At 54.7% G+C, this 24,002-nt stretch carries 24 protein-coding genes; 13 read left to right on the plus strand and 11 right to left on the minus strand.

Annotated features, from left to right (window positions below):
• Nucleotides 1–32: 32 nt before the first annotated feature.
• The 3 genes from BAA01_07200 to BAA01_07210 all read left to right on the plus strand — a co-directional run bounded on the left by BAA01_07200 (nt 33) and on the right by BAA01_07210 (nt 2,167).
• Complete coding sequence (locus tag BAA01_07200) at nt 33–1,340, plus strand: hypothetical protein (protein OUM90758.1); 1,308 nt, start codon at nt 33–35, stop codon at nt 1,338–1,340.
• Between the two features lie 63 nt (nt 1,341–1,403).
• Nucleotides 1,404–1,664 carry a Z ring-associated protein gene (locus BAA01_07205; GenBank protein OUM90759.1) on the plus strand — a complete coding sequence of 87 codons (261 nt, stop codon included), beginning with the start codon at nt 1,404–1,406 and terminating at the stop codon, nt 1,662–1,664.
• A gap of 2 nt (nt 1,665–1,666) precedes the next feature.
• The gene (locus BAA01_07210; GenBank protein ID OUM90760.1) at nt 1,667–2,167 is read left to right on the plus strand and encodes a hypothetical protein; all 501 of its coding nucleotides are present in this window, start codon (nt 1,667–1,669) and stop codon (nt 2,165–2,167) included.
• Here BAA01_07210 and BAA01_07215 read toward each other — a convergent pair.
• Nucleotides 2,164–2,898 carry a 16S rRNA pseudouridine(516) synthase gene (locus BAA01_07215; GenBank protein ID OUM90761.1) on the minus strand — a complete coding sequence of 245 codons (735 nt, stop codon included), beginning with the start codon at nt 2,896–2,898 and terminating at the stop codon, nt 2,164–2,166. The genes BAA01_07210 and BAA01_07215 overlap by 4 nt on opposite strands.
• A gap of 138 nt (nt 2,899–3,036) precedes the next feature.
• Between BAA01_07215 and BAA01_07220 the strand changes: the two genes are divergently transcribed.
• The gene (locus BAA01_07220) at nt 3,037–3,372 is read left to right on the plus strand and encodes a hypothetical protein (protein OUM90762.1); all 336 of its coding nucleotides are present in this window, start codon (nt 3,037–3,039) and stop codon (nt 3,370–3,372) included.
• Nucleotides 3,373–3,387: 15 nt separating this feature from the next.
• Here the strand turns inward: BAA01_07220 and BAA01_07225 are convergent, their stop codons facing one another.
• Nucleotides 3,388–3,837 carry a hypothetical protein gene (locus BAA01_07225; protein ID OUM90763.1) on the minus strand — a complete coding sequence of 150 codons (450 nt, stop codon included), beginning with the start codon at nt 3,835–3,837 and terminating at the stop codon, nt 3,388–3,390.
• Nucleotides 3,838–3,949: 112 nt separating this feature from the next.
• Here BAA01_07225 and BAA01_07230 point away from each other — a divergent pair, with 112 nt between their 5' ends.
• From BAA01_07230 to BAA01_07245, 4 genes are all read left to right on the plus strand, one after another.
• Nucleotides 3,950–4,309 carry a hypothetical protein gene (locus BAA01_07230; GenBank protein ID OUM90764.1) on the plus strand — a complete coding sequence of 120 codons (360 nt, stop codon included), beginning with the start codon at nt 3,950–3,952 and terminating at the stop codon, nt 4,307–4,309.
• On the plus strand, nt 4,293–4,979 hold the full coding sequence (locus tag BAA01_07235; GenBank protein ID OUM90765.1) for a murein hydrolase effector protein LrgB: 687 nt from the start codon (nt 4,293–4,295) through the stop codon (nt 4,977–4,979). The genes BAA01_07230 and BAA01_07235 overlap by 17 nt, the downstream gene beginning before the upstream one ends.
• A gap of 707 nt (nt 4,980–5,686) precedes the next feature.
• The gene (locus tag BAA01_07240; protein ID OUM90766.1) at nt 5,687–6,628 is read left to right on the plus strand and encodes a hypothetical protein; all 942 of its coding nucleotides are present in this window, start codon (nt 5,687–5,689) and stop codon (nt 6,626–6,628) included.
• Nucleotides 6,629–6,732: 104 nt separating this feature from the next.
• Nucleotides 6,733–7,290 (plus strand): hypothetical protein, encoded by a 558-nt coding sequence (locus BAA01_07245; GenBank protein ID OUM90767.1) that lies wholly within the window; start codon nt 6,733–6,735, stop codon nt 7,288–7,290.
• 84 nt (nt 7,291–7,374) lie between these two features.
• Here BAA01_07245 and BAA01_07250 read toward each other — a convergent pair whose 3' ends face one another.
• The 3 genes from BAA01_07250 to BAA01_07260 form a co-directional block, all read right to left on the minus strand.
• Nucleotides 7,375–9,831: a phenylalanine--tRNA ligase subunit beta gene (locus tag BAA01_07250; GenBank protein ID OUM90768.1), complete on the minus strand. Its 2,457-nt coding sequence runs from the start codon at nt 9,829–9,831 to the stop codon at nt 7,375–7,377.
• A 96-nt stretch (nt 9,832–9,927) separates the two neighbouring features.
• Nucleotides 9,928–10,962 carry a phenylalanine--tRNA ligase subunit alpha gene (locus BAA01_07255; protein OUM90842.1) on the minus strand — a complete coding sequence of 345 codons (1,035 nt, stop codon included), beginning with the start codon at nt 10,960–10,962 and terminating at the stop codon, nt 9,928–9,930.
• A 393-nt stretch (nt 10,963–11,355) separates the two neighbouring features.
• Nucleotides 11,356–12,234: a spermidine synthase gene (locus BAA01_07260; protein ID OUM90769.1), complete on the minus strand. Its 879-nt coding sequence runs from the start codon at nt 12,232–12,234 to the stop codon at nt 11,356–11,358.
• Nucleotides 12,235–12,370: 136 nt separating this feature from the next.
• Here BAA01_07260 and BAA01_07265 point away from each other — a divergent pair, with 136 nt between their 5' ends.
• The gene (locus BAA01_07265) at nt 12,371–13,495 is read left to right on the plus strand and encodes a hypothetical protein (GenBank protein OUM90770.1); all 1,125 of its coding nucleotides are present in this window, start codon (nt 12,371–12,373) and stop codon (nt 13,493–13,495) included.
• A gap of 13 nt (nt 13,496–13,508) precedes the next feature.
• Here BAA01_07265 and BAA01_07270 read toward each other — a convergent pair whose 3' ends face one another.
• Nucleotides 13,509–14,318, minus strand: a complete 810-nt coding sequence (locus BAA01_07270) for a hypothetical protein (protein OUM90771.1) — start codon at nt 14,316–14,318, stop codon at nt 13,509–13,511.
• Nucleotides 14,318–14,974, minus strand: a complete 657-nt coding sequence (locus tag BAA01_07275; GenBank protein ID OUM90843.1) for a potassium uptake system protein — start codon at nt 14,972–14,974, stop codon at nt 14,318–14,320. The genes BAA01_07270 and BAA01_07275 overlap by 1 nt, the downstream gene beginning before the upstream one ends.
• 101 nt (nt 14,975–15,075) lie before the next feature.
• Between BAA01_07275 and BAA01_07280 the strand changes: the two genes are divergently transcribed.
• The gene (locus tag BAA01_07280) at nt 15,076–15,276 is read left to right on the plus strand and encodes a small acid-soluble spore protein SspI (protein ID OUM90772.1); all 201 of its coding nucleotides are present in this window, start codon (nt 15,076–15,078) and stop codon (nt 15,274–15,276) included.
• A gap of 105 nt (nt 15,277–15,381) precedes the next feature.
• On the opposite strand, the gene BAA01_07285 is transcribed toward BAA01_07280, so the two are convergent.
• Nucleotides 15,382–16,467, minus strand: coding sequence for a peptidase M28 (locus BAA01_07285; GenBank protein ID OUM90773.1), 1,086 nt, complete (start codon nt 16,465–16,467; stop codon nt 15,382–15,384).
• Nucleotides 16,468–16,854: 387 nt separating this feature from the next.
• Here BAA01_07285 and BAA01_07290 point away from each other — a divergent pair, with 387 nt between their 5' ends.
• Nucleotides 16,855–17,700, plus strand: coding sequence for a hypothetical protein (locus BAA01_07290; protein ID OUM90774.1), 846 nt, complete (start codon nt 16,855–16,857; stop codon nt 17,698–17,700).
• Nucleotides 17,701–17,773: 73 nt separating this feature from the next.
• Here the strand turns inward: BAA01_07290 and BAA01_07295 are convergent, their stop codons facing one another.
• The gene (locus BAA01_07295) at nt 17,774–18,466 is read right to left on the minus strand and encodes a hypothetical protein (protein OUM90775.1); all 693 of its coding nucleotides are present in this window, start codon (nt 18,464–18,466) and stop codon (nt 17,774–17,776) included.
• An 81-nt stretch (nt 18,467–18,547) separates the two neighbouring features.
• Nucleotides 18,548–20,002 (minus strand): hypothetical protein, encoded by a 1,455-nt coding sequence (locus BAA01_07300; GenBank protein OUM90776.1) that lies wholly within the window; start codon nt 20,000–20,002, stop codon nt 18,548–18,550.
• Nucleotides 20,003–20,220: 218 nt separating this feature from the next.
• Here BAA01_07300 and BAA01_07305 point away from each other — a divergent pair, with 218 nt between their 5' ends.
• The gene (locus BAA01_07305) at nt 20,221–22,170 is read left to right on the plus strand and encodes an AMP-dependent synthetase (protein OUM90777.1); all 1,950 of its coding nucleotides are present in this window, start codon (nt 20,221–20,223) and stop codon (nt 22,168–22,170) included.
• Nucleotides 22,171–22,221: 51 nt separating this feature from the next.
• Here the strand turns inward: BAA01_07305 and BAA01_07310 are convergent, their stop codons facing one another.
• The gene (locus BAA01_07310; protein ID OUM90844.1) at nt 22,222–22,932 is read right to left on the minus strand and encodes a hypothetical protein; all 711 of its coding nucleotides are present in this window, start codon (nt 22,930–22,932) and stop codon (nt 22,222–22,224) included.
• Nucleotides 22,933–23,125: 193 nt separating this feature from the next.
• Between BAA01_07310 and BAA01_07315 the strand changes: the two genes are divergently transcribed.
• A complete protein-coding gene (locus tag BAA01_07315; protein OUM90778.1) occupies nt 23,126–23,950 on the plus strand; it encodes a hypothetical protein in 825 nt (274 codons plus the stop codon).
• Nucleotides 23,951–24,002: the final 52 nt, after the last annotated feature.

Below are 24,002 nucleotides of genomic sequence, written 5' to 3' on the forward strand. Positions count from 1 at the left end.
CGTTTGCGGGAAGTTCGAGGTGAAAAAGGTTCATGCCGGATTTGTCTTCACAACAGGATGCACTTTTTGCAAAAACAGGTTTCCTGCTTTGTTTGTGTCTCCTCGCCTGGCTGCTGTCTGCATCCGGCGCCCAGGCCCAACCCGAACAGGTTCCGCCGGACATCGAACCGCCCGATTTGACATCGGCGGCAGCCATTCTGATCGATGCAAACACCGGCCAGGTTTTATACGAAAAACAGGCGGATCAAAGATTTTACCCGGCCAGCATCACCAAAATTCTCACGGCGATCGTAGCGATCGAAAACGGCAATCTGGACGAGCCGGTATCCGTTTCGGAGGCAGCCACCCGGGTGGACGGAACACGCGTTTACTTGGTGCCGGGGGAACTGAAAAGCCTGCGTGAGTTGTTGTACGCGATGATGCTCAACTCCGGCAACGACGCGGCAGTGGCGATTGCTGAGCATATCGGGGGTTCCGTGGAGGCCTTTGCCCGAATGATGAACCAGAAGGCCAAAGAGCTCGGTGCGACCCACTCCCACTTTGTCAACCCATCCGGATTGCATGACGAAAATCATTACACCACCGCGCGGGATATGGCCAAAATTGCGCAATATGCGATGCGCAGCCCCATTTTCAGGGAAATCGTCGCCACCAAGACGATGCCCTGGAACGGGAAAGAGTGGGAATCGCAACTTGTCAATCACAACAAACTTCTCTGGCAATACGAAGGAGCAACGGGCATCAAAAACGGCTATACCTCCATCGCCAAACAAACCTTTGTCGCCACGGCAAAAAAAGGGGAAAGCGAGCTCATCGCCGTCTGCCTCTCAGCCCCTTCCCAGCCACAAATGTACCGCGACTTGAAACTGCTCATGGATTACGGATTTGAGGCGTTTGAACCAATCCCTGTCGTCTCTGAAAAAGAACGTTTTTTCGAAAGAGACCGCTCGCGGGAAATCGCGCTGCGCACCAGCAGGGAGATTCATGTCCAACGCCCCGTCGCACACGCATCCATGAAAGAGGAGCCCATCACCAGACAGGTGATACTGGAACCTCTCCGCTATCCGATACATAAAGGGCAACAGGTTGGTCTTTTGAAGATTCAATGGGGCAACCAGCCGGCCATACAGGTGCCCCTTTATGCAGCGGAAGCCGTCCCGCTGCCGGAAGAAAAGCAGAATGAAAACACCCCTTCCCTTTCCCTTTTCTTCTGGCCGGGCATCGCCATGGCGGCCTTCGGCATTTTGTGCTTCATCCTGTACCGGAAATATCGATTGCCCCGAAGGTGGCGGGACTATGTCCAGGGCAGCGTTCAGGCAAAGCGTTCATCCAGCTCTTGACAGAATATCCAGGATGGACTAAGATGTCTGGAACAACTGGGAGGACCATGAGGAGGAAATGTTGTGGCCGATGGGGAAAAAAACCGTGTAACTGTAGAGATTTTGGGAAAAACATACACGATTCGCGGCGACGCTTCTGCAGAATGGATCCATGGAGTGGCGGAGTATGTCGATCAAAAGATGCGTGCCATCGCGGATAAACATCTTTACCTGGATACGACGAAAATCGCCGTCCTCACCGCACTCAATCTGGCCGACGAATACTTCCGCCTGAAAGAGGAATATGAAGAACTGCTCCAGCTCATCGATGAGGAAGGGAAATGACCATGCCTCATTGGATTGATCTTGTCCTGTTTTTTCTGCTGCTTTCCGCTGCCTGGATTGGATACCGGCAGGGGTTTCTTCGGCAATTATTCAACCTGTTGTCCCTGGTGATCGCTTTGGTTGCGGCATGGGCAGGATATCAGGATCTGGCTCACCAGCTGGCCTCCCTTTTCTCCATTCCCGTGCTGAAGATTTCGGTTGGATCACTGGAGCTGGGCATGCTGCCGCTGAAGATCCTTTCCTTTCTCTTGCTCTTTTTCGCCGTGCGCCTTCTGATTCGCTGGCTGGGCTCGTTGTTGGGAATCGTCCATGCGATACCGGTTCTCTCCACGGTCAATCGCTGGCTGGGATTGTGCCTGTCCGTGATGAAAACCGCCCTGATTCTTTTTCTCCTGTTCTCTCTCATCTCCCTGTTTCCCGGCCTGGAAAACACCATTTCCGGCTCCTGGGTGGCCTCGAAAATCCTGGAGTGGTCTCCGGAATTCATTCAATTGGCACTTTAATCCCCTTGCCCGACAGTTTTTTTCAGCATCTGCACCTCATCCGCCGTCAAATGCCGGTACTGTCCCGGAGACAGGGCGGGGTCAAGCACCAGGGGCCCCATCGACAGGCGCTTTAACTCCACGACCTGCTTCCCCACTGCTCGAAACATCCGTTTCACCTGGTGGAATTTCCCTTCATAGATCGTCACTTCCACGCGTGAATGCGCCCCCGGTTCTAAAACCTTCAGAATGGCCGGCTGCGTCTGTGTGCCATCCTCAAGCACGATTCCCGCGGCAAATTGCGCGACATCCTGCTCCGTCACATGCCCCCGGATCAATGCCGCATACGTTTTGGGAACCCGGTACTTGGGCGAAAGGAGGCGATGCGCCAGGGAACCATCGTTGGTCAGCAGGAGAAGGCCTTCCGTATACCGATCCAGCCGCCCGACGGGAAAGGGAGAATGGGCAGCATATGCTCCATCCAGCAGATCCAAAACGGTCGGCAGTACAGGGTCTACAGTGGCTGTGATCACGCCCTTGGGCTTGTACATCATCAGGTAAATCCATTCCCTGTAGACAATGGGACGATCATTCACCTCGATCTTGTCCACATCCGGATCGACATGTTGGCCGCCGTCAGTTGCGATGCTGCCGTTGACGCTAACGCGCCCCGCTTTGACAAGCCTTTTCACCTCTTTTCGGCTGCCCAGTCCTGCCCGGGATAACACTTTATCCAGCCGCTGTTTGGCCATTTTTCCGTCGGCTACCTCCCTGATGCCCCTTGCGAGCTTTCTGAATCATGTATAATGGTGGAAGAAATAAGGATGATTGTAGTTGTCCGATGCTGATTCTGACATCTACATCCATCGTTCGACGAGGAGTGTGACAGCATGTTTTACAGTCAAATGCGCCGCGACGAACTGCTCCGGGAAGTGGATCGGTTGCGGAAGGAAATGGAAATCCGAAAAGACCAAGGTCTCTGGAATGCGGTTGCTGTCCTGGAACAAAAGATGAACATGGCGCTATCCTATCTTCAGAAAGATCACCAGTCGATCCAGGTCGGCCAGACATACACCGTAAAAGGATACCCGGGCGTGTTTCGGGTCACGCGCATCAAGGGCGTGATGGCTTGGGGCACATTTGCCGAGGATGAATCCCGGGAAGAACGCGCCTTTCCGTTTAACCTCCTGACGCCGCATCAGGCCCGGCCTACGGATACCGCTTAAGCGGAAAAGGGGACCTTAGTCCTGGTCCGCCTCTTCATCATCCTGATCTTTCTCCGAATCCAGGAATCGCTGATACGCCTCCTGCCATTCGGGATGCTGCTTGCTGAACCGGATAAATTTCATGATTTGATGCAAGGTTTCTGTGCTGATGTGGTGTTCGATCCCTTCCACATCCCGGTAGATGACCTCTTCATCCTCGACACCGAGCAACTGCAGAAACACTTCCAGCACCTGGTGGCGGTCATGCAGAAATTGGCCCAATTCATGTCCCTTGTCCGTCAGGACAATGCCGCCGTACTTCTCATAGTTGACGAGATCTTTATCCCCCATTTTCTGAATCATGCGGGAGACGGACGGCAACTGTAGACCCAGCGCCTGCGCCACATCACTCACACGGGCATAGCCTTTTTTCTGACTGATTTGATAAATTTTTTCAAGATAATCTTCCATGCTGGGGGTGGGCACGGGTCACTCCTCCTTGCAAGTAAAGCTACCTCAACATCATGTCTTTTTAGTATATGTTATCTTTCCGGCGCCGATCAAGTAAACCCAAAAAGGAGAGCATAGGAGGAACAAAATGAGAGGTTTAGCCATTTTGCTCGCGTTTCAGTTGGCCGGTTGGGCATTGCATGAATTTGCCCGCATTCCCTTGCCAGCCAATGTGCTGGGCTTTTTTCTTTTGACGGCGGCACTGTTGAGCGGTTTGGTAAAGATGGTCTGGATCGAGGAGACTGCCGAGTGGCTGCTAAGCCACATGACGCTCTTTTTCGTGCCTTTTGTCGTCAGTACGATGACCTTTTTTCCGGTGTTGATCAATCAGGCGCTGCCCATTTTGGCCAGCATGGTTCTCAGCACGTGGGTTGTCCTGTGGGCCACCGCCCGGACCACCCAGCATCTCAACCGAAAGGAGCGAATCCGGCGTGGAACCGTGGAATAATCCCCTCTTCGGGGTCAGCCTGACTGTCGGCTTGTATACGGCAATGAGCCTGTTAAACAGGCGGTGGAAATGGGTCAATCCGCTCTTTTTTTCTGCCGGACTGATCATTCTCATCCTGCTCGTGACCGGGATCGATCACGAGGCTTATCAAGCGGGCGGGCAGTTGGTCAGCTTCTTCCTCGGACCGGCCACCGTGGCGCTGGCCGTCCCCTTCGTCAAACAAATGCACGCTTTCCGCAAGCACCGCCTGGGCATCCTGACAGGTGTGATCGCCGGCAGTGTGCTGGGCATCCTGTCCGCCGGCGGGATCGCCTGGCTGTGCGGAGGGCAGATGGAGGTGATCCTGAGCATGATTCCAAAGTCGGTCACCTCTCCCATCTCGGCCGAACTGTCGCGCGAATTGGGAGGCATCCCCGGCCTGACCGTGGTCGTCACCGTCCTGGCCGGGCTTTTGGGCAACCTGTTCGGCTATTCGCTGCTGAAGAAGATGAACATTGATGATCCGGTGGCCAGGGGTGTGGCCATGGGCACCGCCGCCCACGGCATCGGCACGGCCCGCGCCCTGCAGGAATCGCCGGTTGACGGCGGGATGAGCAGTTTCGCCATGGCGCTCGCCGGCGTGGTGACCTCCATCCTGGTGATCCCCTTATACGGTTGGCTGGGTCCGTGACATTCTCTACCTAATAAATTTAAATTGTGGGGCAAATTGCGCTGGGTTCATCCTGTCTTTTTATAACGTTATATAACGTTTGAAGCGTATATTCAAGTATGTTAGGTTCTTGCGTTGACCGCAATTATAGCCAAAATGATAATCCACCGTAGACTTCGACTTTTTTAACCTAACCAAGGCAGTATAGATATACAGACTGATATGATGAGTACAGATAGTAATTTTTCCTCTAAGGCACTACCGATGCTAAAAGGAATCAAGTTTGTTTCAAAAAGGTGCTATCCTTACAATAGTTCTTGTTTTATATTATAAAAACAATATTCTCTATATGTTTTTTATAATTACAATTCGACAAAAATAGACAGAAATATCTGTTGACATATTCAAAATTATTATTAATACTAATGCTAATAATAGTTAGTAATAATATAACAATGGCAAAACACTAGAGAGTATCTGTTCCAGATATCATCCATACTGTCACATGAGTTTCTATTGTATGCGAACACTCTTTCCTGAAACTATAACTCGCACTAATTAGGGGGGTGAACAGATTAATTTGAAGTGGAAATCTCGTCTGGATACATCAATACCATCCTCAAGAAAAAGGTCTAAGAGATATTACTGCACCATTACTGGGAAGTCACACTTTTAAACCATTTAAGTTTATCTTAAAAATTATCTTAAATACTGGGAGGTGCTACAAGTTGAAACGTTTATTTAATTTAGTTCTCACAATTTTCGCTTTCGCCAGTTTACTATTCACCAGCACAATAACTACAGCAAATACTGGTGAACCTATTGAACCTATGACAATCAACGGTAAAGATCTTTACCGATATGATGTAACAAACACTCCGTTGGGAAAGAAAATAGCTGAGGAAGCTACAAAGCGTCTTGAATCGCGGTATGCTCTCCGCGTTAACTCCGATGATTTGAAAGTTTACGACTTATCTACGAAACCGGGTGAACGCGATCTATTAATAATCCCCCATGAAATGGAGGTCGTTTCAGTAACGCGTAATTGGAATTCCAATGGACCTGTTAGAATGAGCGTTATTACAGCCACGACTGCTACCCCTTCCGAAGTGACATCCGATGGCGACTTAGATATCCAGGCGGCTACGTACAATCAAGTGGCTGGAAGCTGCTTTAATCGATATTACGAATACGCTGGCAGCTCACTTCAAGGTTGGATGGATAGCTGCTACAAACTATATAAGTATTCGCAGAGCATTTGGGATGGTAGCAGCTACAAAGACCTATATGCTATGTTTCATTATGGATCTGCAAAAAGTAGCCTAGATTGGATGTTGACACGGGCTTCTCTGTGGAGCCGCCAGCACCCGAATAGTTCCCCTATGCAGTGGTCAGATTGGAATCCCCGTTCCGATAGTAGTAGGAATTGTGGAACTGTAACACTCGGTTTCACATACGGTGTTGCCTCTGTTAACATGAATTTCACGCAATGTGATACCTGGGATATTACAAAGTACAGTACTCCTGGAGAATTTAGGAATGACTGGAAGGGAGCATCTATAAATTCGGAACGGGAAGTGGCCTATGCCGTACAGGTTACCGTGCCTCAGAACGGGTGGCCACAGTGGTATCTCTACCAAGACCTTGACTTTGTACTTAACCGGCCATAGGCTTGAAAATGCACCGGGCCGAGATAGGATCCGGTGCATTTCCTATTTTCCCGTTAATGATAAGATAAGGAGGATTTATTCAGAACACGTAGGGAGTGGTTATATTGCGAAACATAAGTCGCGCTATCCTTATTGTAATTTTTCTCTTTACCCTGGCTGCCTGTAATCCCCAGGACCGTACATCGATAGGTGAGGTTACCGTAACGCCAGAGGAAGCACGCCAGTTTTTTATGGAAATTATAAATGATACGATGCATGGAAGGTTCGATCGATTGTGCCAGAAAGCTGTAAGCCAAACCCGATGCCAAAACGAGTTGCGGGACACGGTCAACGTGGCACCTAACGAGCTGCGTGACATGGCCAGCCTGGCACCTTTCGAATCGCCGCGTATCCGTAACATCTATCCGGCTGAAATCGCCTATCATCTCCCTTCAGGGAAAAGCCCCTTAGGACAGGTGGTCGTCGTGGAAGGACAGGACAGATTGGGCCGGTCCTTTGCCACAGAGGTTTTCGTATTTCGAGACGAAGGTCGGCTCGTGGCGAAAAACATCATTTGGTGGTCAGGAGCAAGCTATTCAACGGAGCTCCCACATACCACTGCCCCCAAGCCTAACGGTGCGAGAGAGCCAAGTTCAAGTAAGGATGAACCAATGAAAAATTGAGAAATGAACTAAAAAGCATAAAGCCTGTAGACCTGCTCCATTCGGAACTTGTCTACAGGCTGATACCCTTTTGACGTAAGTGTGTCAGCGCAAACGGGCACCCAGGCGGGAAGCCAGGGCCGCAATCACCTGTTCGTGCACCTGATTCACTTCATCATCGGTCAAGGTGCGCTCCGGATGGCGGAAGAGCAGGGAGTAGGCTAGGCTCTTTTCCTGTTCCGCCAGCGGCTGGCCACGGTAGAGGTCAAACAGCTGCACCCGCTCCAGCCAGGGGCCGGCCGCCTCCCGAATGACCGATTCCACCTCGCTGGCCTGCACCGCTTCCGGGACCACCACGGCCAGATCCCGCTGAATGGCCGGAAAAGCGGGCACGGGACGGTAATCGATTTCTGCCCCGGTAGCCAACCGGGACAGCTCGTCCAGGTCCAGTTGAAACAGGAAGGTCTCCTTGAGATGGTGCCGTTCCGCCAGGGACGGGTGCAGCTGACCCAGCATCCCGACGGGTTGTTCTCCCACACGGCAGAGGGCCGTGCGGCCGGGATGAAATCCCTTCGCCTCCGTCCAGGGTTCAAATGTCACCGGAGCCGACGCTTGTCCCAGTCCCATCCACGCAAAGAGATCTTCAAGCATTCCCTTGAGGAGGTAAAAGTCCGCCTGTTCTTGCTCACCACTCCAGTGGCTGCGCCAGGTGCCGGTGAGAAGTCCGGCCAGTCCCCACCGTTCTTCAGGCAGCTGCCGCATCGGCCACTCCAGGGCGTGGAAGGTTTTCCCCATCTCGAAAATGGCCAGCGACTCCGTTTTCCGGTTGCGGTTGTATTCGGCCACTTCGATGAGGTGCGGAAGCAGCCCCGTGCGCAAGATACTGCGCTCCTCGCTCATCGGCATTTGGAGGGCAACGGCATGCCCTGATTCATGCAATGATTGCATTTGCTCAAGGGACTGGGAACCCGTAAACGTATAGGTAATCACTTCGGTCCACCCGCGCTGCACCAGCCAATGACGGATCTTCCGCCGCAGGCGCTGTTCAAAGGTCAGATGGCCCGGTGTCAGAACGCCTTCCGGCATGCTGGTGGGTATCCGGTCATACCCGTACAGGCGGGCCACTTCCTCTGCGAGGTCCGCCTCGATCGCCAGGTCGCCGCGGCGCGAAGGAACATGAACCGTCCAGCCTTGCTCTGAAGAATCCGCCGTTGCCGAAGGCATAAAAGAGGTAAAAGGCAAACGCAACCGTCGCAGGATGTCCTCCACCGTCTTGGCCTCCAGCTTGGTGCCGAGCAACCGGTTCAGCCGTTCAAGGTGCAGCCGCACTTGGACCGACTTTTCCTCCTCCGCGATCACCTCCACGTAACCCGCGTCCGCCACGCCGCCGGCCAGCTCCACCATCAGCTGGGCCGCCCGATCCAGCGCCGGCAAGAGATGTTCCGCGGCAACCCCTTTTTCAAAGCGCAGGCTGGCCTCCGAACGCAGGCCCAGTTTCTGTGCTGTCCGGCGGACGCTGACCGGAGAAAACTTGGCCGCCTCCAGGAACACCGTGGTGGTGGTTTCCGTCACTTCCGAATTGGCCCCGCCCATCACCCCTGCCAGGCCGATCGGTTCCTTTCCGTCGGTAATCAGCAGCATCTCCTCATCCAATTGCCGCAAGGTGTCATCCAGCGTCACCAGCTCCTCCCCGGGCCTCGCCTTGCGCACCACAATCTCGCCGGTCGCAATCCGGTCGGCGTCAAATGCATGCAGGGGCTGGCCATACTCGAGCATGACATAATTGGTGATGTCCACCACATTGTTGATGGGCCGCATCCCCGCGGCAATCAGCCGGTTCTGCAGCCATTGCGGCGAAGGTCCGATGCGCACATTGCGGATCATCCGCCCGGCATACCGCTTGCAGGCTTCCGGCGCCTCGATGCGCACGGGAAAACGGATCGGAGGCCCTTCCTCCTTCACCTGAACGCTCGGCAGCTTCAGTTCCCGATCGAGGATGGCCGCCACTTCGTAGGCCACGCCGATCATGCTCAAGCAATCCCCGCGGTTCGGCGTGAGGGACAGCTCAAGCACCACGTCGTCCAGGCCAAGAAAAGATTGAATCGGCTGGCCCACCTCCGCTTCATCAGGCAGGACAAGGATTCCCTCGGTCTGCTCCTTTCGCAGCAGGCGCTCCGGCAAGCCAAGCTCCTGCGCCGAACAGATCATCCCCTGCGATTCCACACCTCTCAGCTTGCTCTTCTTGATCTTGACGCCTCCGGGCAGTTTTGCCCCAACCAGCGCCACCGGCACTTTCTGCCCCGCCGCCACATTGGCGGCGCCGCAGACAATCTGCAAGATCTCGCCCGTCCCGGCGTCCACCCGGCAGACACTGAGCCGATCGGCGTCGGGATGCTTCTCTCTCTCCTGCACATAACCGATCACGACACCCTCGATCTCCTGGCCAAGGCGCTCCACCGCTTCCACTTCAATCCCTGAACGGGTCAGGCGCTCGGCCAGCTCTTCCGGTGTCACGCCGGTCAAATCCACATACTCCTGCAGCCACTTGTACGAAACCCTCATACTCGCTTCCCTCCCGGGCAAACATCCTTGAAATACAGCTTAAATACTGCGAATGGACGATGGCTGTGAAAAAAAACGAACGCTTCGCCGCACGGACTACAACCGTGCAAACTGGTGTAAAAACCGCATGTCATTGGTGTAGAAATGGCGAATATCCTCAATCCCGTACTTCAGCATGGCGATCCGCTCCACGCCCATGCCGAAGGCAAAACCGGTGTACCGCTCGGGATCATACCCTGCCACTTCCAACACCCGCGGGTGAACCATCCCCGAACCCAGGATTTCCAGCCAGCCCGTATCCTTGCACACCCGGCACCCCTGGCCCTTGCAGATCACGCAAGAAATGTCCACCTCGGCGCTGGGCTCCGTAAACGGAAAGAAACTGGGCCGCAGGCGGATATCCACCCCCGGGCCAAACATCTCGCGGGCGAATGTCAACAGAATTCCCTTCAGATCGCTCATGCGGATGCCTTCATCCACCACCAGCCCTTCCACCTGCGTAAACAGATGGGAGTGGGTGGCGTCATCATCATCGCGCCGGTACACCTTCCCCGGACAGATGATCCGCACCGGCACCTGCCCCTGCTTGCGCTCCATCGTGCGTATCTGTACCGGTGAGGTATGCGTGCGCATCAGGAAGGTTTCCGTGATATAAAACGAATCCTGCATGTCCCTGGCCGGATGATTGGGCGGAATATTCAGGGCCTCAAAGTTGTAATAATCGGTTTCCACTTCCGGCCCCTCCGCGATTTCAAACCCCAGGCCTACAAAAATATCCTCAATCTGTTCAATGACGAGCGACAACGGGTGCTTGCTGCTCGCCATGCCGCGCTTGCCGGGCAGGGTGACGTCGATCCGTTCCCGCTCCAGTTGTTCCTTGAGCGCGGCTTCCCTCAACCGTTCCTCCTGTTCACGCAGCGCCTTTTCCCATTCATCCCGGATTTGGTTGGCCAACTGGCCGATCACCGGCCTCTCCTCAGGCGAAAGCTGGCCCATTCCCCGCAGGATCTGTGTCAGCGCCCCCTTTTTTCCCAGATACTGTACCCGCAACTGCTGCAATTGCGCAACCGAATCGGCACGCTCCATCTCTTGCGCAAACTGCCGGCGCAACTGGGCCAGTTCATCGCGCATCTTCTTTCCGTCAGCCATTCGCTTCGCTCCTTTCCCCTGAAATCAAAAAGTCCCCTCATCCACGCAAAGGGACGAGAGGACCGCGGTACCACCCTTCTTAGGCCAATAACAGCCTCACTCATTCAGGATAACGGCTTGACGCCGCACCTCCCTACCCAGGCCTAAAAGCCCTTCAGGAGGAAAACTCCGGAACGAACTTCACCGGCAGGCTTCCGTAGGGTGCTTCCAGTCCCCGGCAACCCATTCCCTGGCACGTCTACCTGGCGGCTACTCCTTTCCTTCATCGTCTTTTTCTTATGATGCACTTGTCCCTGTCTTTCATTTCCACTGCTTCACGAGTCATTATATGAAACCGCCCTGTTCTTTGCAACATGCCCGAATTTCCCGGGTTAATCAGCCATCCGTCTCTTCCAGGAGCCTGCGGACGAATGTAGGCAACTGGAAAGCGGCCCGGAAGACATCCGGATTGACGTACTGGGTGTCCTGCGCCTGCAAGCGTCCCAACTCTGCCGTCAGGGGATCCCATTTCTTGGATGCCAGCGTAAAGCTCCACCAGCCCCCAGGGTATGTGGGAATGGTAGCTAGATAGGTGCGGACGATGGGAAACAGCCGGCGCAAGGAAGTAGTGATCCGTTTGAGCACTTGCGCATGAAAAAAAGGAGATTCCGACTGGCAGACCATCAGCCCATCCTCTTTCAGCGCACGATAAACCTGCTCGTAAAAAGGCGTTTCAAACAACACAGTGGCAGGTCCCACGGGATCGGATGAGTCGACAATGATGACATCCCATTGTCCTTCTTGTTCCTTTATCCACTGATTGCCATCCCGGTAAGCGGGTTTGACCCGCGGATTCAATTCCCGGCCGAAAACCTCCGCCAGCCACTGCCGGCTCAATTCAACGACCCGCTCATCAATTTCCACCAGCGTCACCTGTTCCACTTCCGGGTACTTGACCGTTTCACGTGCCGCGCCCCCGTCGCCGCCGCCGATAATCGCCACGTGACGAGGATTGGGATGGGTCGTCAGCGGAACATGGACGATCATTTCGTTGTAAATGAAACCGTCACCGGAAGAGGTCTGAGGGATCCCATCCAGCGCCAATACCCGTCCAAACGCATCATTTTCAAATACGGTGATTTCCTGAAAGGGGGTCTTTTCGTGGTGCAGCAACCGGTTGACCTTCCAGCTGGCGCGGAATCCCAATTCTTCCTCGTCCACCAGCCACAACTGGCCATTTTCGCTTACATACCCTTTCGGCAAATGGTTGTTCATTTCCGCCTCCTCTTTAACACAATCGTTACAGGTTTAATCATAACAAATCCGGCGGAAAATACAAATCCTGTAAGCCATGCCCGCAAGCATACATTCCCTTCCCTCGGTATGATACCATTAACCGAGAGGTGATAGAATGACCGCTCAGCGAATCCAAGGGCTCGTCTGGAACGAACAGGATGAAACATTTATCCCCGGAAGCCTGCAGATTGCCGGGGAACAGATCACCCGCTTGGAATGGGAAGAAAATGCTATGCTGCCCACAGCCCCCTATATCCTCCCAGGATTTTTCGACGCTTCCTGGACCGACGAGAGCAACCTGTTCGAAAACCGCCTGGCACAGGAGGAAAAGCTATCCAACGGGATCACGACGCTGGAGATGTTGACGCCCTCCGATCCGGAACTGTTGAAATATCTCCTGGAGTGGTACCCCGATTCCGGGCAGGAGTGGCAACACGTGCGGTTGATCCTGCACGTTGCCAATCCCAGCCTGGACACCTTGCGGCGGCTGTTACAGGAAGGGATGCGCGCCGGCTGTGGCAATCGCTGGGTGCGCATCGGCGGGGTTTACCTGGATGCGGATTCACCGGCCGGGGAATGGCTGCGTTCCCCCGATGAGCTGAAAGCGCTGAGCCAGATGGCGATTGCGGCCAGTTTTCCGCTATTGCTCCGCGTCCGCAACCCGAGGCATTTGCCGGAAGCCATCCGCTGCTATCCGCAGCCAACCGTAAACCGCAAAGCCTCTCAGGCCTGTTGTCACCGCCTGATCGAACCGCCGGTGATCAATGAATCGCTCCTGGCCGTCACCTGCCATTTGCAAGTGACCTTGCAACTGGCGGGAACATGGATCCAGCGGCGCTGGAAACCTTTACGCCAAAAAAAGCCCGACGGACATTACCTTTCCCTCACCCAGTGGCTGGCCAGCGGCCGCTGCCAGCTGGTCTCCGGAGGCGACTACCCGACAGGACTCGGCCTCTGGAAGACCGCCGTGGAACAACTCTTCCCCCTGATCCTTCAGGAGACAGGTTCGGATGAACCTGCCCGGCTGCTCCGCTGGGTGAAAGCCAAATGCCTCACCGCCATGACGCAGACACCCGCACGCCTGAACCAACAAGGCCACCTTCTGGGAACCCCTCGTCCCCAGGCAATCGCCGATCTTCTCCTCCTGGAGAGCGATCCGCTGGGAGATAACGAACAACTGAACCTGTACCCGCATCTCCAGCAGGTCATCATCGGCGGCCAAAAGGTGGACTTCTGGTGATGACGGCTGCCAATTACACCTTGCCGCCCACGGAGCAAAGCTGCCGAAAACGCTCATACAACAGCACAGCCGCCGCTGTCGCGACATTGAGCGACTCGGCCTCTCCGCCCATGGGAATCTGCAAGCAAACATCCGCACGCTGGCAAAGTTGGGGAGACACCCCCTGAGCCTCATTGCCGACCAGAAAAACGGTGCGCGCAGGAAACAAGCATCGGTCCAGACGTTCTTTTGCCCCAAGCTGGCTGGCAACCACACAGACACCTGCCCGCTGCATGCTCTCGATCCACGTCTCCAGCGCACCGTGATAAACCGGTACGCGAAACAGGGAACCCATGCTGGAGCGAACCACCTTGTCATTATACAGATCCACCGTACCCTTGCCGAGCAGCACAAAATCCACGCCAAACGCATCGGCCGTCCGGAGAATCGTTCCCAAATTCCCGGGATCCTGGACGGCATCCACCAACAATCCCGTCAATCGAGGCTCGTGCAAGCGTTTCTCCAGCGGTTTCCGCGGCTCCTCGATGCGGAGGACGGCCACCACGCCCTGCGGGTGCTGTGTCGCGGCAAGGCGCCTGAAAATGGCATCCGGAACCACGTAACAGGGAACGCCCCTTTCCTCCAATTCCTCGGCCCAAGCGGCCGGCAGCTCTTCCCCTTCGCGCAGGACAACCGCTTCAAACCGGGCACCGGTGCGCAGCGCTTCCTCCAGCAGGTGAACCCCCTCGATCAAATAGGCTCTTTGGGCATCCCGCCCCTTTCTGGTGTACAGCTTCTGCCATTTCTTGATCTTTGGATTGCTCGGGGAAACAATGGGTTCCATCAGGTGTTCTCCTCCAGCTCCTGCAAGTCATCATTGTGTCCGATCACCACCATGATATCCCCCTCGCGCAGCCGATCCTCCGCCCGCGGCGCAATATTGATGTTTTTGCCGTTCTTAATGGCGATGATGTTACAACCATAACGGGCGCGAATGTTCAGTTCGGCCAGGCTTTTTCCAACCATGGCCGGAGAAACGGAAATATCCACGATGCTGTAATCCTCGGCAAATTCGATGAAATCAAGGATGTTGGGCGAGATCAGGTTGTGCGCCACCCGGATGCCCATATCCCTTTCGGGGAAGATGACCTTGTTGGCGCCGATTTTCTGAAGCACTTTCCCGTGCAGCTCATTTCGCGCCTTGACGACAACGGTCGGCACCCCCATTTCCTTGACGATCAGGGTCGCCATGATGCTGGACTGGATATCCTCGCCAATCGCGATGACCACGACGTCAAAGTTGCGAATGCCCAGCGACTTTAACGCGTTCTCATCCGTGGCGTCTGCCTGAACGACGTGCGTCACGATGCCCGCATGCTCCTGCACCCGTTCCTCATCCCTGTCAATCGCCAGCACTTCATAATCCATCTTGGACAACGTCTTGGCCACGCTGCTGCCAAAACGTCCCAAACCGATCACCACAAATTGCTTTTTCATCAGCCCACCCCGTTGCTTGCATTCAGAAATGGAACTGTTCACCTTATTTTACATACTTGCCATGTGGAAGACCATACTAAAGAAAAAATGACGGGAGGGATTCTGTGAATCTCGACTTGCGACAAGCCATCATGCGCAACGTCCATGGAAAGTCTGTCGAAGAATTGCGCGAAATCATCCAAGATGCAGTGGGCCAGGAAGAAAAAGTGCTCCCCGGCCTGGGCGTGTTGTTTGAAATCATCTGGCAGCACAGCCCGACAGAAGAGCAAAACGAGATGATTGCCACACTGCATCAACATGTGTGACTGTCCCGCCATCGGTGCAACGCGATCGCAGGAACGTGAAACCGCCCTTCAGCTATACCAAAGCAAAAGGGCGGTTTTTCGGTGAATCCGCTTATCCGCAATTCCTCATCCGCGATGCAACTTTTCTACCGTCGCCCGATCCAATTTCTTGATCAGGGCAACCAGCAGCTGGACGCCATGCTCAAAATCATCCTCATGCAAAATGGAAACATGGCTGTGAATATACCGCGTGGGAATGCTGATCACCATCGTCGGGACGCCGATCCCCTGCAGGTGAAAACGTCCCGCATCCGTGCCTCCTCCGGCCATGGCGTCATACTGGAACGGTATGTTCAGCTCCTCCGCGGTCTCAAGCACCAAATTGCGCAATCCGAGATGGGGGATCATCGAGGCGTCATATAGCAAAATTTGTGGCCCCTTGCCCAATTTGCTTTGCGCCTCTTGCGGTTTGATCCCCGGGGTGTCACCGGCAATTCCCACGTCCAGCGCAAAGGCCACATCCGGCTGGATGGCGTTGGCCAAGGTTTGTGCCCCGCGCAGGCCCACCTCCTCCTGAACCGTCGCGCCGGAATAGACGATGTTCGGGTGGGATTCCGCCTGCAACCGCCTTAGAACCTCAATGGCCATTGCACAGCCAATCCGGTTGTCCCAAGCCTTGGCGAGAAGCAGCTTAGGATTTTTCATCACAGTAAACGGGGTCACCGGGATGACCATATCTCCCGGCCGTACCCCGAAACTTTCCGCCTCCTCCTTGCTGGAGGCCCCGATGTCGATAAACATCTCCTCTTTTTTGACCGGCTTTTTGCGCTCTTCGGCAGGCAAAATGTGCGGCGGTTTTGAACCGATGACACCGATGATCGCCTCGCCGTGGCGTGTATACACCTTGACGCGCTGGGCCAGCATGACCTGCTCCCACCAACCGCCCAACGTTTGGAAGCGAAGAAATCCTTCTTCCGTAATCTGCGTCACCATAAAAGCCACTTCATCCATATGCCCCGCCAGCAGGATCTTTGGGCCATTGGGATCGCCAATCTTCTTGCCCACGATACTGCCCAGGCGATCCGTCTCAAGGCCATCGCACAGCGGTTTCAGGTAATCAGCCATGATTTGCCGCACGCGCCCCTCAAAACCTGGAGCACCTGGCGCCTCCGTCAGGTCTTTAAACATCTTTAAGCGCTGTTGATCGGCCACGCCATTCTCCCCTTTCTCTCGATTGAGCAAATGATCATCCGTTTCTAGGGTTGGCCACTTCCGTCTTGATCCTCATTATACATCAATCGACCCGCTTCTCCATCCGTCTCGCCGACATCCCAGGCGGGCAGATAGGCCATCAGTTCGAAATGGGCATATTCGGTGTAGCTGTTCCATCCTCTTTTGATCCATTCCCAAAGCCGCATGCATGCCATCCTTTCGCCCTGTTTTGCTGTTCCTTCTTAGCTTCTCCAAATGAAACCCGTGCTAGACGGCGGCTTTGGATAGATACATCTATCTTATGTATACATCTACCTTAAATTTGCCAACTTGTGCTGATATAATGATTATTGTCATAAAGGTATGCTTACACTGAGGAGGAACGTTATGGCTCAACTGCAGATTGTCTCGATCCCCGTCACGTCGCCCGTACCGATGTTGGAATCGGAAGCCAACTGTTACTTGCTCGGCACCGAGCATGAAAGCATTCTGATCGATGCCGGCTACGATCAATGGAATACCGCTGAGGCGATTCAAAAAGCGGTGCAGGAAAGCCAGCTCGCCACCCCAAACCGGATCCTCTTGACCCACTCGCATCCCGATCACGCGCCAGGGGCCAAGCGGCTAAAGCACTGGGAAGCCACGTTGATGTTCCATCCGCAGGAGGAAAAGGGAATGAGAGAAGCCCTTTCCATCCCGGAAGACCACGACCCCATCCCGCTCCAACCGCTGGAAGATCAGGCCACGCTGTACGTGGATGGCCATCCCATCGTCGCCATCCATTCTCCTGGACACACCCGGGGCCATCTCTGTTTCTGGCTGCCGGAGCAGAAAATCCTCTTTTCCGGGGACAACGTTCTCGGGAAAGGGACCACCTGGATCGGTCCTCCGGATGGAAACATCCGGGACTACCTCCGTTCCCTGGAACAGCTGGAACAATTGCCCATCGAGAAAATCGCACCCGGTCACGGCCCCTGGATCGACAACCCTAAGGAGAGGATTGCCTTCATCCGCCAACACCGCCTGGAACGGGAAGCGCAGATTCTGTCGCTGATGAAAGCCCAGCCAAGCCGGCAGGCCAGCATCGCCGCATTGGCTGAGGCGATATACCAGGATACGATTCCGGCCTTTATCGTCCCATTTGCCGAGCGGACCGTCGAAGCCCACCTGCAAAAGCTGGAAGAGGACGGCAAAGTGCGCCGGCTCACACCGGATACCTACGAAGTGCTTTAATGCGGTCATGGCTGACAGCAGACGACTGTCAGCCATGATTGGCGTCACCCATGGGCTGTTCCGCAACGAGCTGCTACGAGGAGCGATATACCTGATCCTGCGGCCGATCCTGGAGCACCGGGTAAGGCCCCCCGCGATATTCCGCCAATGCCCGCAGGCTGGCCATGGTCGGAGATGCCATCTTCAGCCTTTGTTCCCTGGCCTCTTGGAGCGCCTCCTGCGGAGTCACCCAAAACCCTTTGTCAATTTCGTAAGGATCGGGGTCAGGCTGTTGCCCTTTGGGCAGGTGGGCCAGAAAAAACCGCGTGTTGTACCGGTACCGCGAGGTCTTCGGTGTCACGCGATGGCCAAAATAGGTCAACGCGGACAAGTCCAGCTTCCATCCGCATGTCTTGAAAATGGACGCGAAGGTGCCCGGCTGACTGTTCACTTCCCGCCGCCATGCTCGCCACATATGGGCGTCCACGTCTTTCCTCTCGCCTTGATACAGTAAAACGCCCACTTCTTCGAACAATTCCCGCGCTGCGGCAATATAGTAGGCCACTTCTACCGAACCGTTTATCCCTTCCGGTTCATGCAAATATTCTTTCGGAAAAAGGTAATCCTCTTGCTCCAATGCGCCGCCGGGAAAAACGCAATAACCTGGAAGAAAACGCATCGAGTCCGGACGCCGTGTCATAAACACCTGCAACGCATCACGTTCACCGGGACGAATCAGGATCACAGTGGCTGCCGGACGCGGGACTACCGGTTCTGATGGCGACATGTGAACACTCACACCTTTCCTCATGCTCCACTCTAATAACAAGTTTATCATAATTTTGACACCGAACATACCGATAAGAGATTACAGTCCGTACCGCTTTTTCTTTCGCATCAGCGTGGACAGATCAATCCCCAGCCGTTCGGCACACACCTTCAGCGGGCGGTAGCGCTGCAGATAATACGCCAACACTTCCTTCTCCAATCGTTCCATGATGTGTCTTAACCCTTCGGCATGCTGCAACTGTTGCATGGAAATCTGAATATCTGGCGCTCCTTGCGGCATCGCTTCCAGCGCCTCCCGTACGCCAAGGGGGCGAATCTCCTCCTGGATCGGCTCCGGCAAGTCGTCAAGGCCAATATGGTCGCCTTCCGACACCACAACCAGCCGCTCCACCGTATTGCGCAATTCGCGCACGTTGCCCGGCCAGGAGTACTCCAGCATGGCCTTGATGAGCTGGGCATCCATCGTCTTGTTGGAATGGTATTTCTGGTTAAATTCCTTCAGGAAAAACAGGATCAGCGCCAAAATGTCTTCCGGACGTTCGCGCAAAGGGGGGATGGAAATGGAGATGACATTGATCCGGTAATACAAATCCTTGCGGAAACGACGCTCCTGCACCAACTGGAGCAAATTGGCATTTGTCGCCGTAATCACCCGCGCGTCAATGTCGATCGGTGTCAATCCGCCCACCCGCTGTATCTTTCCATCCTGCAGCACACCCAAAAGCTTGACCTGGATGGATAGGGGAATTTCGCCGATCTCGTCCAGAAACAAAGTCCCCTGATGAGCGACCTCAAACAGGCCAGGCTTCCCCTTTTGCCTAGCTCCTGTAAACGCCCCCGCCTCATAGCCGAACAGCTCCGACTCCAGCAGGTTTTCCGGTATCGCTCCGCAATTGATTTTGACAAAACTTCCCGTCCGGCTGCGCTCACTCAGCTGGTGGATGAAGTGGGCCAGGACATCCTTGCCGACACCCGACTCCCCCAGAAGCAGCACCGGTGTATTGAAATTGGCGATGCGCATCGCCAGATCCACGATCTTTTCCATCGTGTCACTCTGATACACAAAGGACTTCCCTTCCTGTCCAGCCACCGTCACTTTTTCCAATGTTTGACTTTGGATGGCGCGGATTTGCTGGCTCCGCTCCAGCTCCCGTCTTAACCGGTTCAGCTCGGAGAGATCGCGGACGTTGGCAATCACGCGAATCAACCGGCCGTCATCGTTGTAAACCGGAACAGAGGTAACCAGGGCTTCCGAGCCATTGTAATACTTGATGATTTCATTGGCCGATTGCCCCGACTCCAGGGTCTTGATCACGCAGGAGTTAGGTATCCAGCCGTTGGCCAACAATTGATGCACCGTATGATTGTCCAGCTGCTCTGGGGAAAGACCCGAGATCCGCAAAAAAGCCTGATTGTACCACTCGGTTCTCCCCTCAGCATCGGTGATGTAGATGCCGTCATAGGCGTTTTCAATCAGTTGCTGCAAAAGAAGTTCAGCCTCGCCCGGCGTCATCTCATGCAAGCGGCGAACCATTCCCTTCACCCCGGCGATTGGCATCCATGGAAGTTGGCATGCATGCCTATATATGCAAAAATGCTATAGCCATTTTACAATAATGAACCGACGATTTGTACCATTTCCAACATATCTATTGTTCAAATTCTCGAAAGTACAACGCCGAATGAAATGTTGGCATGTCAATTGCTAGTCATACATGTGCCATGAATATGACAGATTGAACAAGGGGTGAGATGGTGACCAAAGCAGTCTGGCATCCAACCGAGGAAATCATTCGATCCAGCCGCTTATATCAATGGATGAACGCCCTCGGCTTTGACGATTACGACACCTTTTTCCAGGCCTCCATCCAGGACATCGCCTGGTTCTGGAGCGAAGTGGAAAAAGCGCTGAACATCTCCTGGTTTAAACCCTATCAAGAGGCACTGGATCTGTCGCGGGGGGCAGCCTGGCCCAAATGGTATGTCGGCGGCCAGCTGAATGTGACGCACAACGCCCTCGACAAGTGGCTGGCAGACCCTCTGATGCACCAACGCCTGGCCCTCGTATGGGAGGGCGAGGACGGCATGGTGCGCAAGTACACCTATCGAGAGTTGGCAATCTGGGTCAACCAGGTGGCCCAGGGGCTGATCGAACAGGGAATCCAGCGCGGTGACCGGATCGCTCTTTACATGCCGATGATCCCGGAAACGGTGGTGGTGATGCTGGCCGCCGCAAAGATCGGAGCCATTTTCACTCCCGCATTTTCCGGTTATGGAGCCGACGCTGTAGCCAAACGCCTGCAAGGCTGTGAGGCCAAGATGCTGGTGACCGCAGACGGCTTTTTCCGGCGCGGGAAGATTGTTCCGATGAAGGAAGAGGCGGACAAAGCCTGCGAAATGTCACCCAGCATCCAAAAAGTGGTGGTTGTCCGGCGTCTCGGAAGAGAGATCCCTTGGCGGCAGGGCCGTGATCTGGAGTGGCGGGAACTGGAAACCAACTGCCGTCACATGGATGCGCTGCCGATGGACAGCGGCGATCCCTTCATGATCATCTTCACCTCAGGAACCACCGGCCGGCCCAAGGGAGCGGTGCATACCCACAGCGGATTTCCAATCAAGGCGGCGTTTGACGCAGGCTTTGGCATGGACTTGAAGCCGGGAGAGGTGCTCTTCTGGGTGACCGATATGGGCTGGATGATGGGGCCTTTTCTGGTCTACGGGTCCCTGCTGAACGGAGCGACAATGGTGTTGTACGAGGGAACCCCCAACTACCCGGGCCCGGATCGCCTCTGGAAACTGGTTCAATCCCACGGCGTAACCCACCTTGGCATCTCACCGACATTGGTCCGTTCCCTGATGCCCTATGGGGAACATCTGGCCCACCAGCACGATTTATCCAGCCTCCGGGGAATCGGGACGACGGGAGAGCCCTGGAATCCCGAACCGTGGCATTGGCTCTTTGAAAAGGTCTGCCGGAAACGCATTCCCATTTTCAACTATTCGGGCGGCACCGAGATATCGGGAGGCATTTTAGGCAATGTTCTGTTGCGGCCGATCGCACCGGTGGGTTTCAACACGCCGCTGCCCGGTATGGATGCAGAGGTGTATGATACCGCCGGCAAACCGGTTCGCCAAGAGGTGGGAGAACTGGTCATTCGAAAGCCGTGGGTCGGCATGACCAACGGATTCTGGCAGGAACCGGAACGTTATGAGGAGACCTACTGGAGCCGCTGGCAGGACACTTGGGTGCACGGCGACTGGGTGATGCGGGATGAAGAAGGATTCTGGTATATCACAGGACGTTCCGACGACACGCTGAACGTGGCCGGAAAGCGGCTGGGGCCTGCCGAAATGGAGTCTGTCCTGGTGGATCATCCGGACGTCCTGGAAGCGGGAACGATCGGCGTCCCCGACGAAATCAAGGGAGAAGTCCCGGTCTGCTTCGTCGTCCTGAAGCCGGGCAAAACCCCAAGTCCGCAGCTGGCCGAGGAGCTCCTCAATCTGATCGCTGAACGGATGGGGAAAGCCTTGCGTCCAAAAACCATCCATTTCGTCGAGGACTTGCCCAAAACCAGAAACGCCAAAATCATGCGACGCGCCATCCGCGCGGCTTACTTGGGGAAAGATGCAGGAGATCTTTCCTCGCTTGAAAATCCCGATGCCGTACGTGCCATCCAGAAATTGGCCAAAACCCTTTCATGACAAGCAAGACCCCTTTTTGACGGGAAGACGCCCGCGACCGGATGCGGGCGTCTAGCTTTCTTCTGCGGCTTCCTCTTCTCCTTTGGCGAACGTTCTGTTTCCGTCCCAATACACCGCCACGACCCCATCCACATCTCTCAGTTGTTCAATCAAGCGAATCAGCTTTCTGGTATGGGTGGTTTGCACGACCAGTTCAATGGTGCGTTCTTCCTCGACCACCACCTGCTGAATCCGGATGAGTGATTGCCCCAATCGGTTCGCGATTTCATCCAGGGCCCCTGGTCTGTCTTTTAATTTGACAATCAAAATGCCTCTTGTCCGTTTCCCCCATTCGAACCGGGGAAGCACTCTTAACACGAGCAGGACGATGATGGTCGATACTACGGCCATCAGATATTGTCCTGCTCCCACAGCCAGACCGATGCCCATCGCAATCCAGACCGTCGCTGCCGTGGTCAGGCCAGAGACGACGAGATCGGGCCGCACCAGAATGGCCCCCGCCGCCAGAAATCCGATCCCGTTGATCACTTGCGCCGCCAGGCGCGCCGGATCAAAACGGGTATTGGGATGATCCAGCCACTCTTGAAACCCATAGATCGACAACAGCATCAAGAGACAGCTTCCGAGCGTCACCAGCATATGCGTGCGCAAACCGGCCTGCTTGTTGGCATATTCCCGTTCCCAGCCAATCATCGCCCCAAGCAAGGCAGAAAAGACGAGCCGCTGGATGTAGATCAGTTCGACGCTGCTGGACCAGTGCAACCCATGCAGCCAGGCAGACCAATCCATGATCCCATCACATCCTTTTGATCATCTTCGTATGAATGAAACCAAGCGGGAAAACCGCCCGCCATCACATCCACTTGTGCAAACCGTTGGTGAACATTTACCATAAATCTGGACGCTTCCTGAACCATGATTCCCATAAAAGGTGCAACTAAAGGCAGGTGACAACTTGCGGCTGATTGCCATCTCGGACATTCACGGCTGCAACGCCCAGCTTCAGCGATTACTGGAAAAGGTCAAGGCGCAACCGGAAGAACTCCTGTTTCTCGGAGACTATGTGGACAGCGGCCCGGACAGTGCAAAGGTGCTTCAGCGCATCGCCGCCCTGGAGCGGCAAGGCGCCGCTGCACTTTTAGGAAATCACGATGCCTTGTTCCTCGATTGGTTGAAGGGACTGGAGGATATTCGATACTATTGTGACGTCGGCGGGTTAAATACAATCAACAGTTTTCTGTCCTTGCTCGACATACCGCCCGTTGACGCGTTCACCATTTGCTACAACAGCCGCAAGGAAGCTGAGATCAGGACATTGATTCAGCGGGAATTTGCGGCAGAGATCCAGTTTCTCGCCACACGTCCGCTGTATGAAAAAAGAGATCAATTCCTGTTTGTCCACGCGGGAATCGACCCTGAGAAAGGACTCCTCCATACCAGCAAGGAGCAGTTCCTCAATATCCGCGAATCCTTTATTCACCGCTACCAAGGGGAAGAGATTGTGGTCTTCGGCCATACCCGCACCCGCCGCCTGCACGACACCGATCACATCTACTATGGTTCCAATCGCGTCATTGGCATCGATGGCGGCTGTGCCTATGGCGGGCAATTGAATGCCCTGATCATCCATGACGAGTGTGATGAATTATATGTTAGGCGGGATGGAAAATGGCATACGTGGCATGAACAAGGGGCCGATCATGAAAGGATCATCGGCAGGTGGCGGATGAATGAGGTGCATGTGCCTTCAACGTCGTCAAAAAGCCTGCAAGACCCGTAAGACATCAAACGTCGAACGGATATCACGTCAAGGACACTGGAAAGGATGATTC

It is taken from the genome of Bacillus thermozeamaize, assembly GCA_002159075.1.
GTDB classification, from domain to species: domain Bacteria; phylum Bacillota; class Bacilli; order ZCTH02-B2; family ZCTH02-B2; genus Bacillus_BB; species Bacillus_BB thermozeamaize.

Excerpts from the sequence above, each read along its gene's own strand:
- BAA01_07200 (OUM90758.1), top strand. The coding sequence starts at position 33 with ATGCCGGATTTGTCTTCACAACAGGATGCACTTTTTGCAAAAACAGGT.
- BAA01_07210 (OUM90760.1), top strand. The coding sequence starts at position 1,667 with ATGCCTCATTGGATTGATCTTGTCCTGTTTTTTCTGCTGCTTTCCGCT.
- BAA01_07215 (OUM90761.1), bottom strand. The coding sequence starts at position 2,898 with ATGGCCAAACAGCGGCTGGATAAAGTGTTATCCCGGGCAGGACTGGGC.
- BAA01_07220 (OUM90762.1), top strand. The coding sequence starts at position 3,037 with ATGTTTTACAGTCAAATGCGCCGCGACGAACTGCTCCGGGAAGTGGAT.
- BAA01_07230 (OUM90764.1), top strand. The coding sequence starts at position 3,950 with ATGAGAGGTTTAGCCATTTTGCTCGCGTTTCAGTTGGCCGGTTGGGCA.
- BAA01_07250 (OUM90768.1), bottom strand. The coding sequence starts at position 9,831 with ATGAGGGTTTCGTACAAGTGGCTGCAGGAGTATGTGGATTTGACCGGC.
- BAA01_07255 (OUM90842.1), bottom strand. The coding sequence starts at position 10,962 with ATGCGCGATGAACTGGCCCAGTTGCGCCGGCAGTTTGCGCAAGAGATG.
- BAA01_07260 (OUM90769.1), bottom strand. The coding sequence starts at position 12,234 with ATGAACAACCATTTGCCGAAAGGGTATGTAAGCGAAAATGGCCAGTTG.
- BAA01_07265 (OUM90770.1), top strand. The coding sequence starts at position 12,371 with ATGACCGCTCAGCGAATCCAAGGGCTCGTCTGGAACGAACAGGATGAA.
- BAA01_07270 (OUM90771.1), bottom strand. The coding sequence starts at position 14,318 with ATGGAACCCATTGTTTCCCCGAGCAATCCAAAGATCAAGAAATGGCAG.
- BAA01_07290 (OUM90774.1), top strand. The coding sequence starts at position 16,855 with ATGGCTCAACTGCAGATTGTCTCGATCCCCGTCACGTCGCCCGTACCG.
- BAA01_07295 (OUM90775.1), bottom strand. The coding sequence starts at position 18,466 with ATGTCGCCATCAGAACCGGTAGTCCCGCGTCCGGCAGCCACTGTGATC.
- BAA01_07300 (OUM90776.1), bottom strand. The coding sequence starts at position 20,002 with ATGGTTCGCCGCTTGCATGAGATGACGCCGGGCGAGGCTGAACTTCTT.
- BAA01_07305 (OUM90777.1), top strand. The coding sequence starts at position 20,221 with ATGGTGACCAAAGCAGTCTGGCATCCAACCGAGGAAATCATTCGATCC.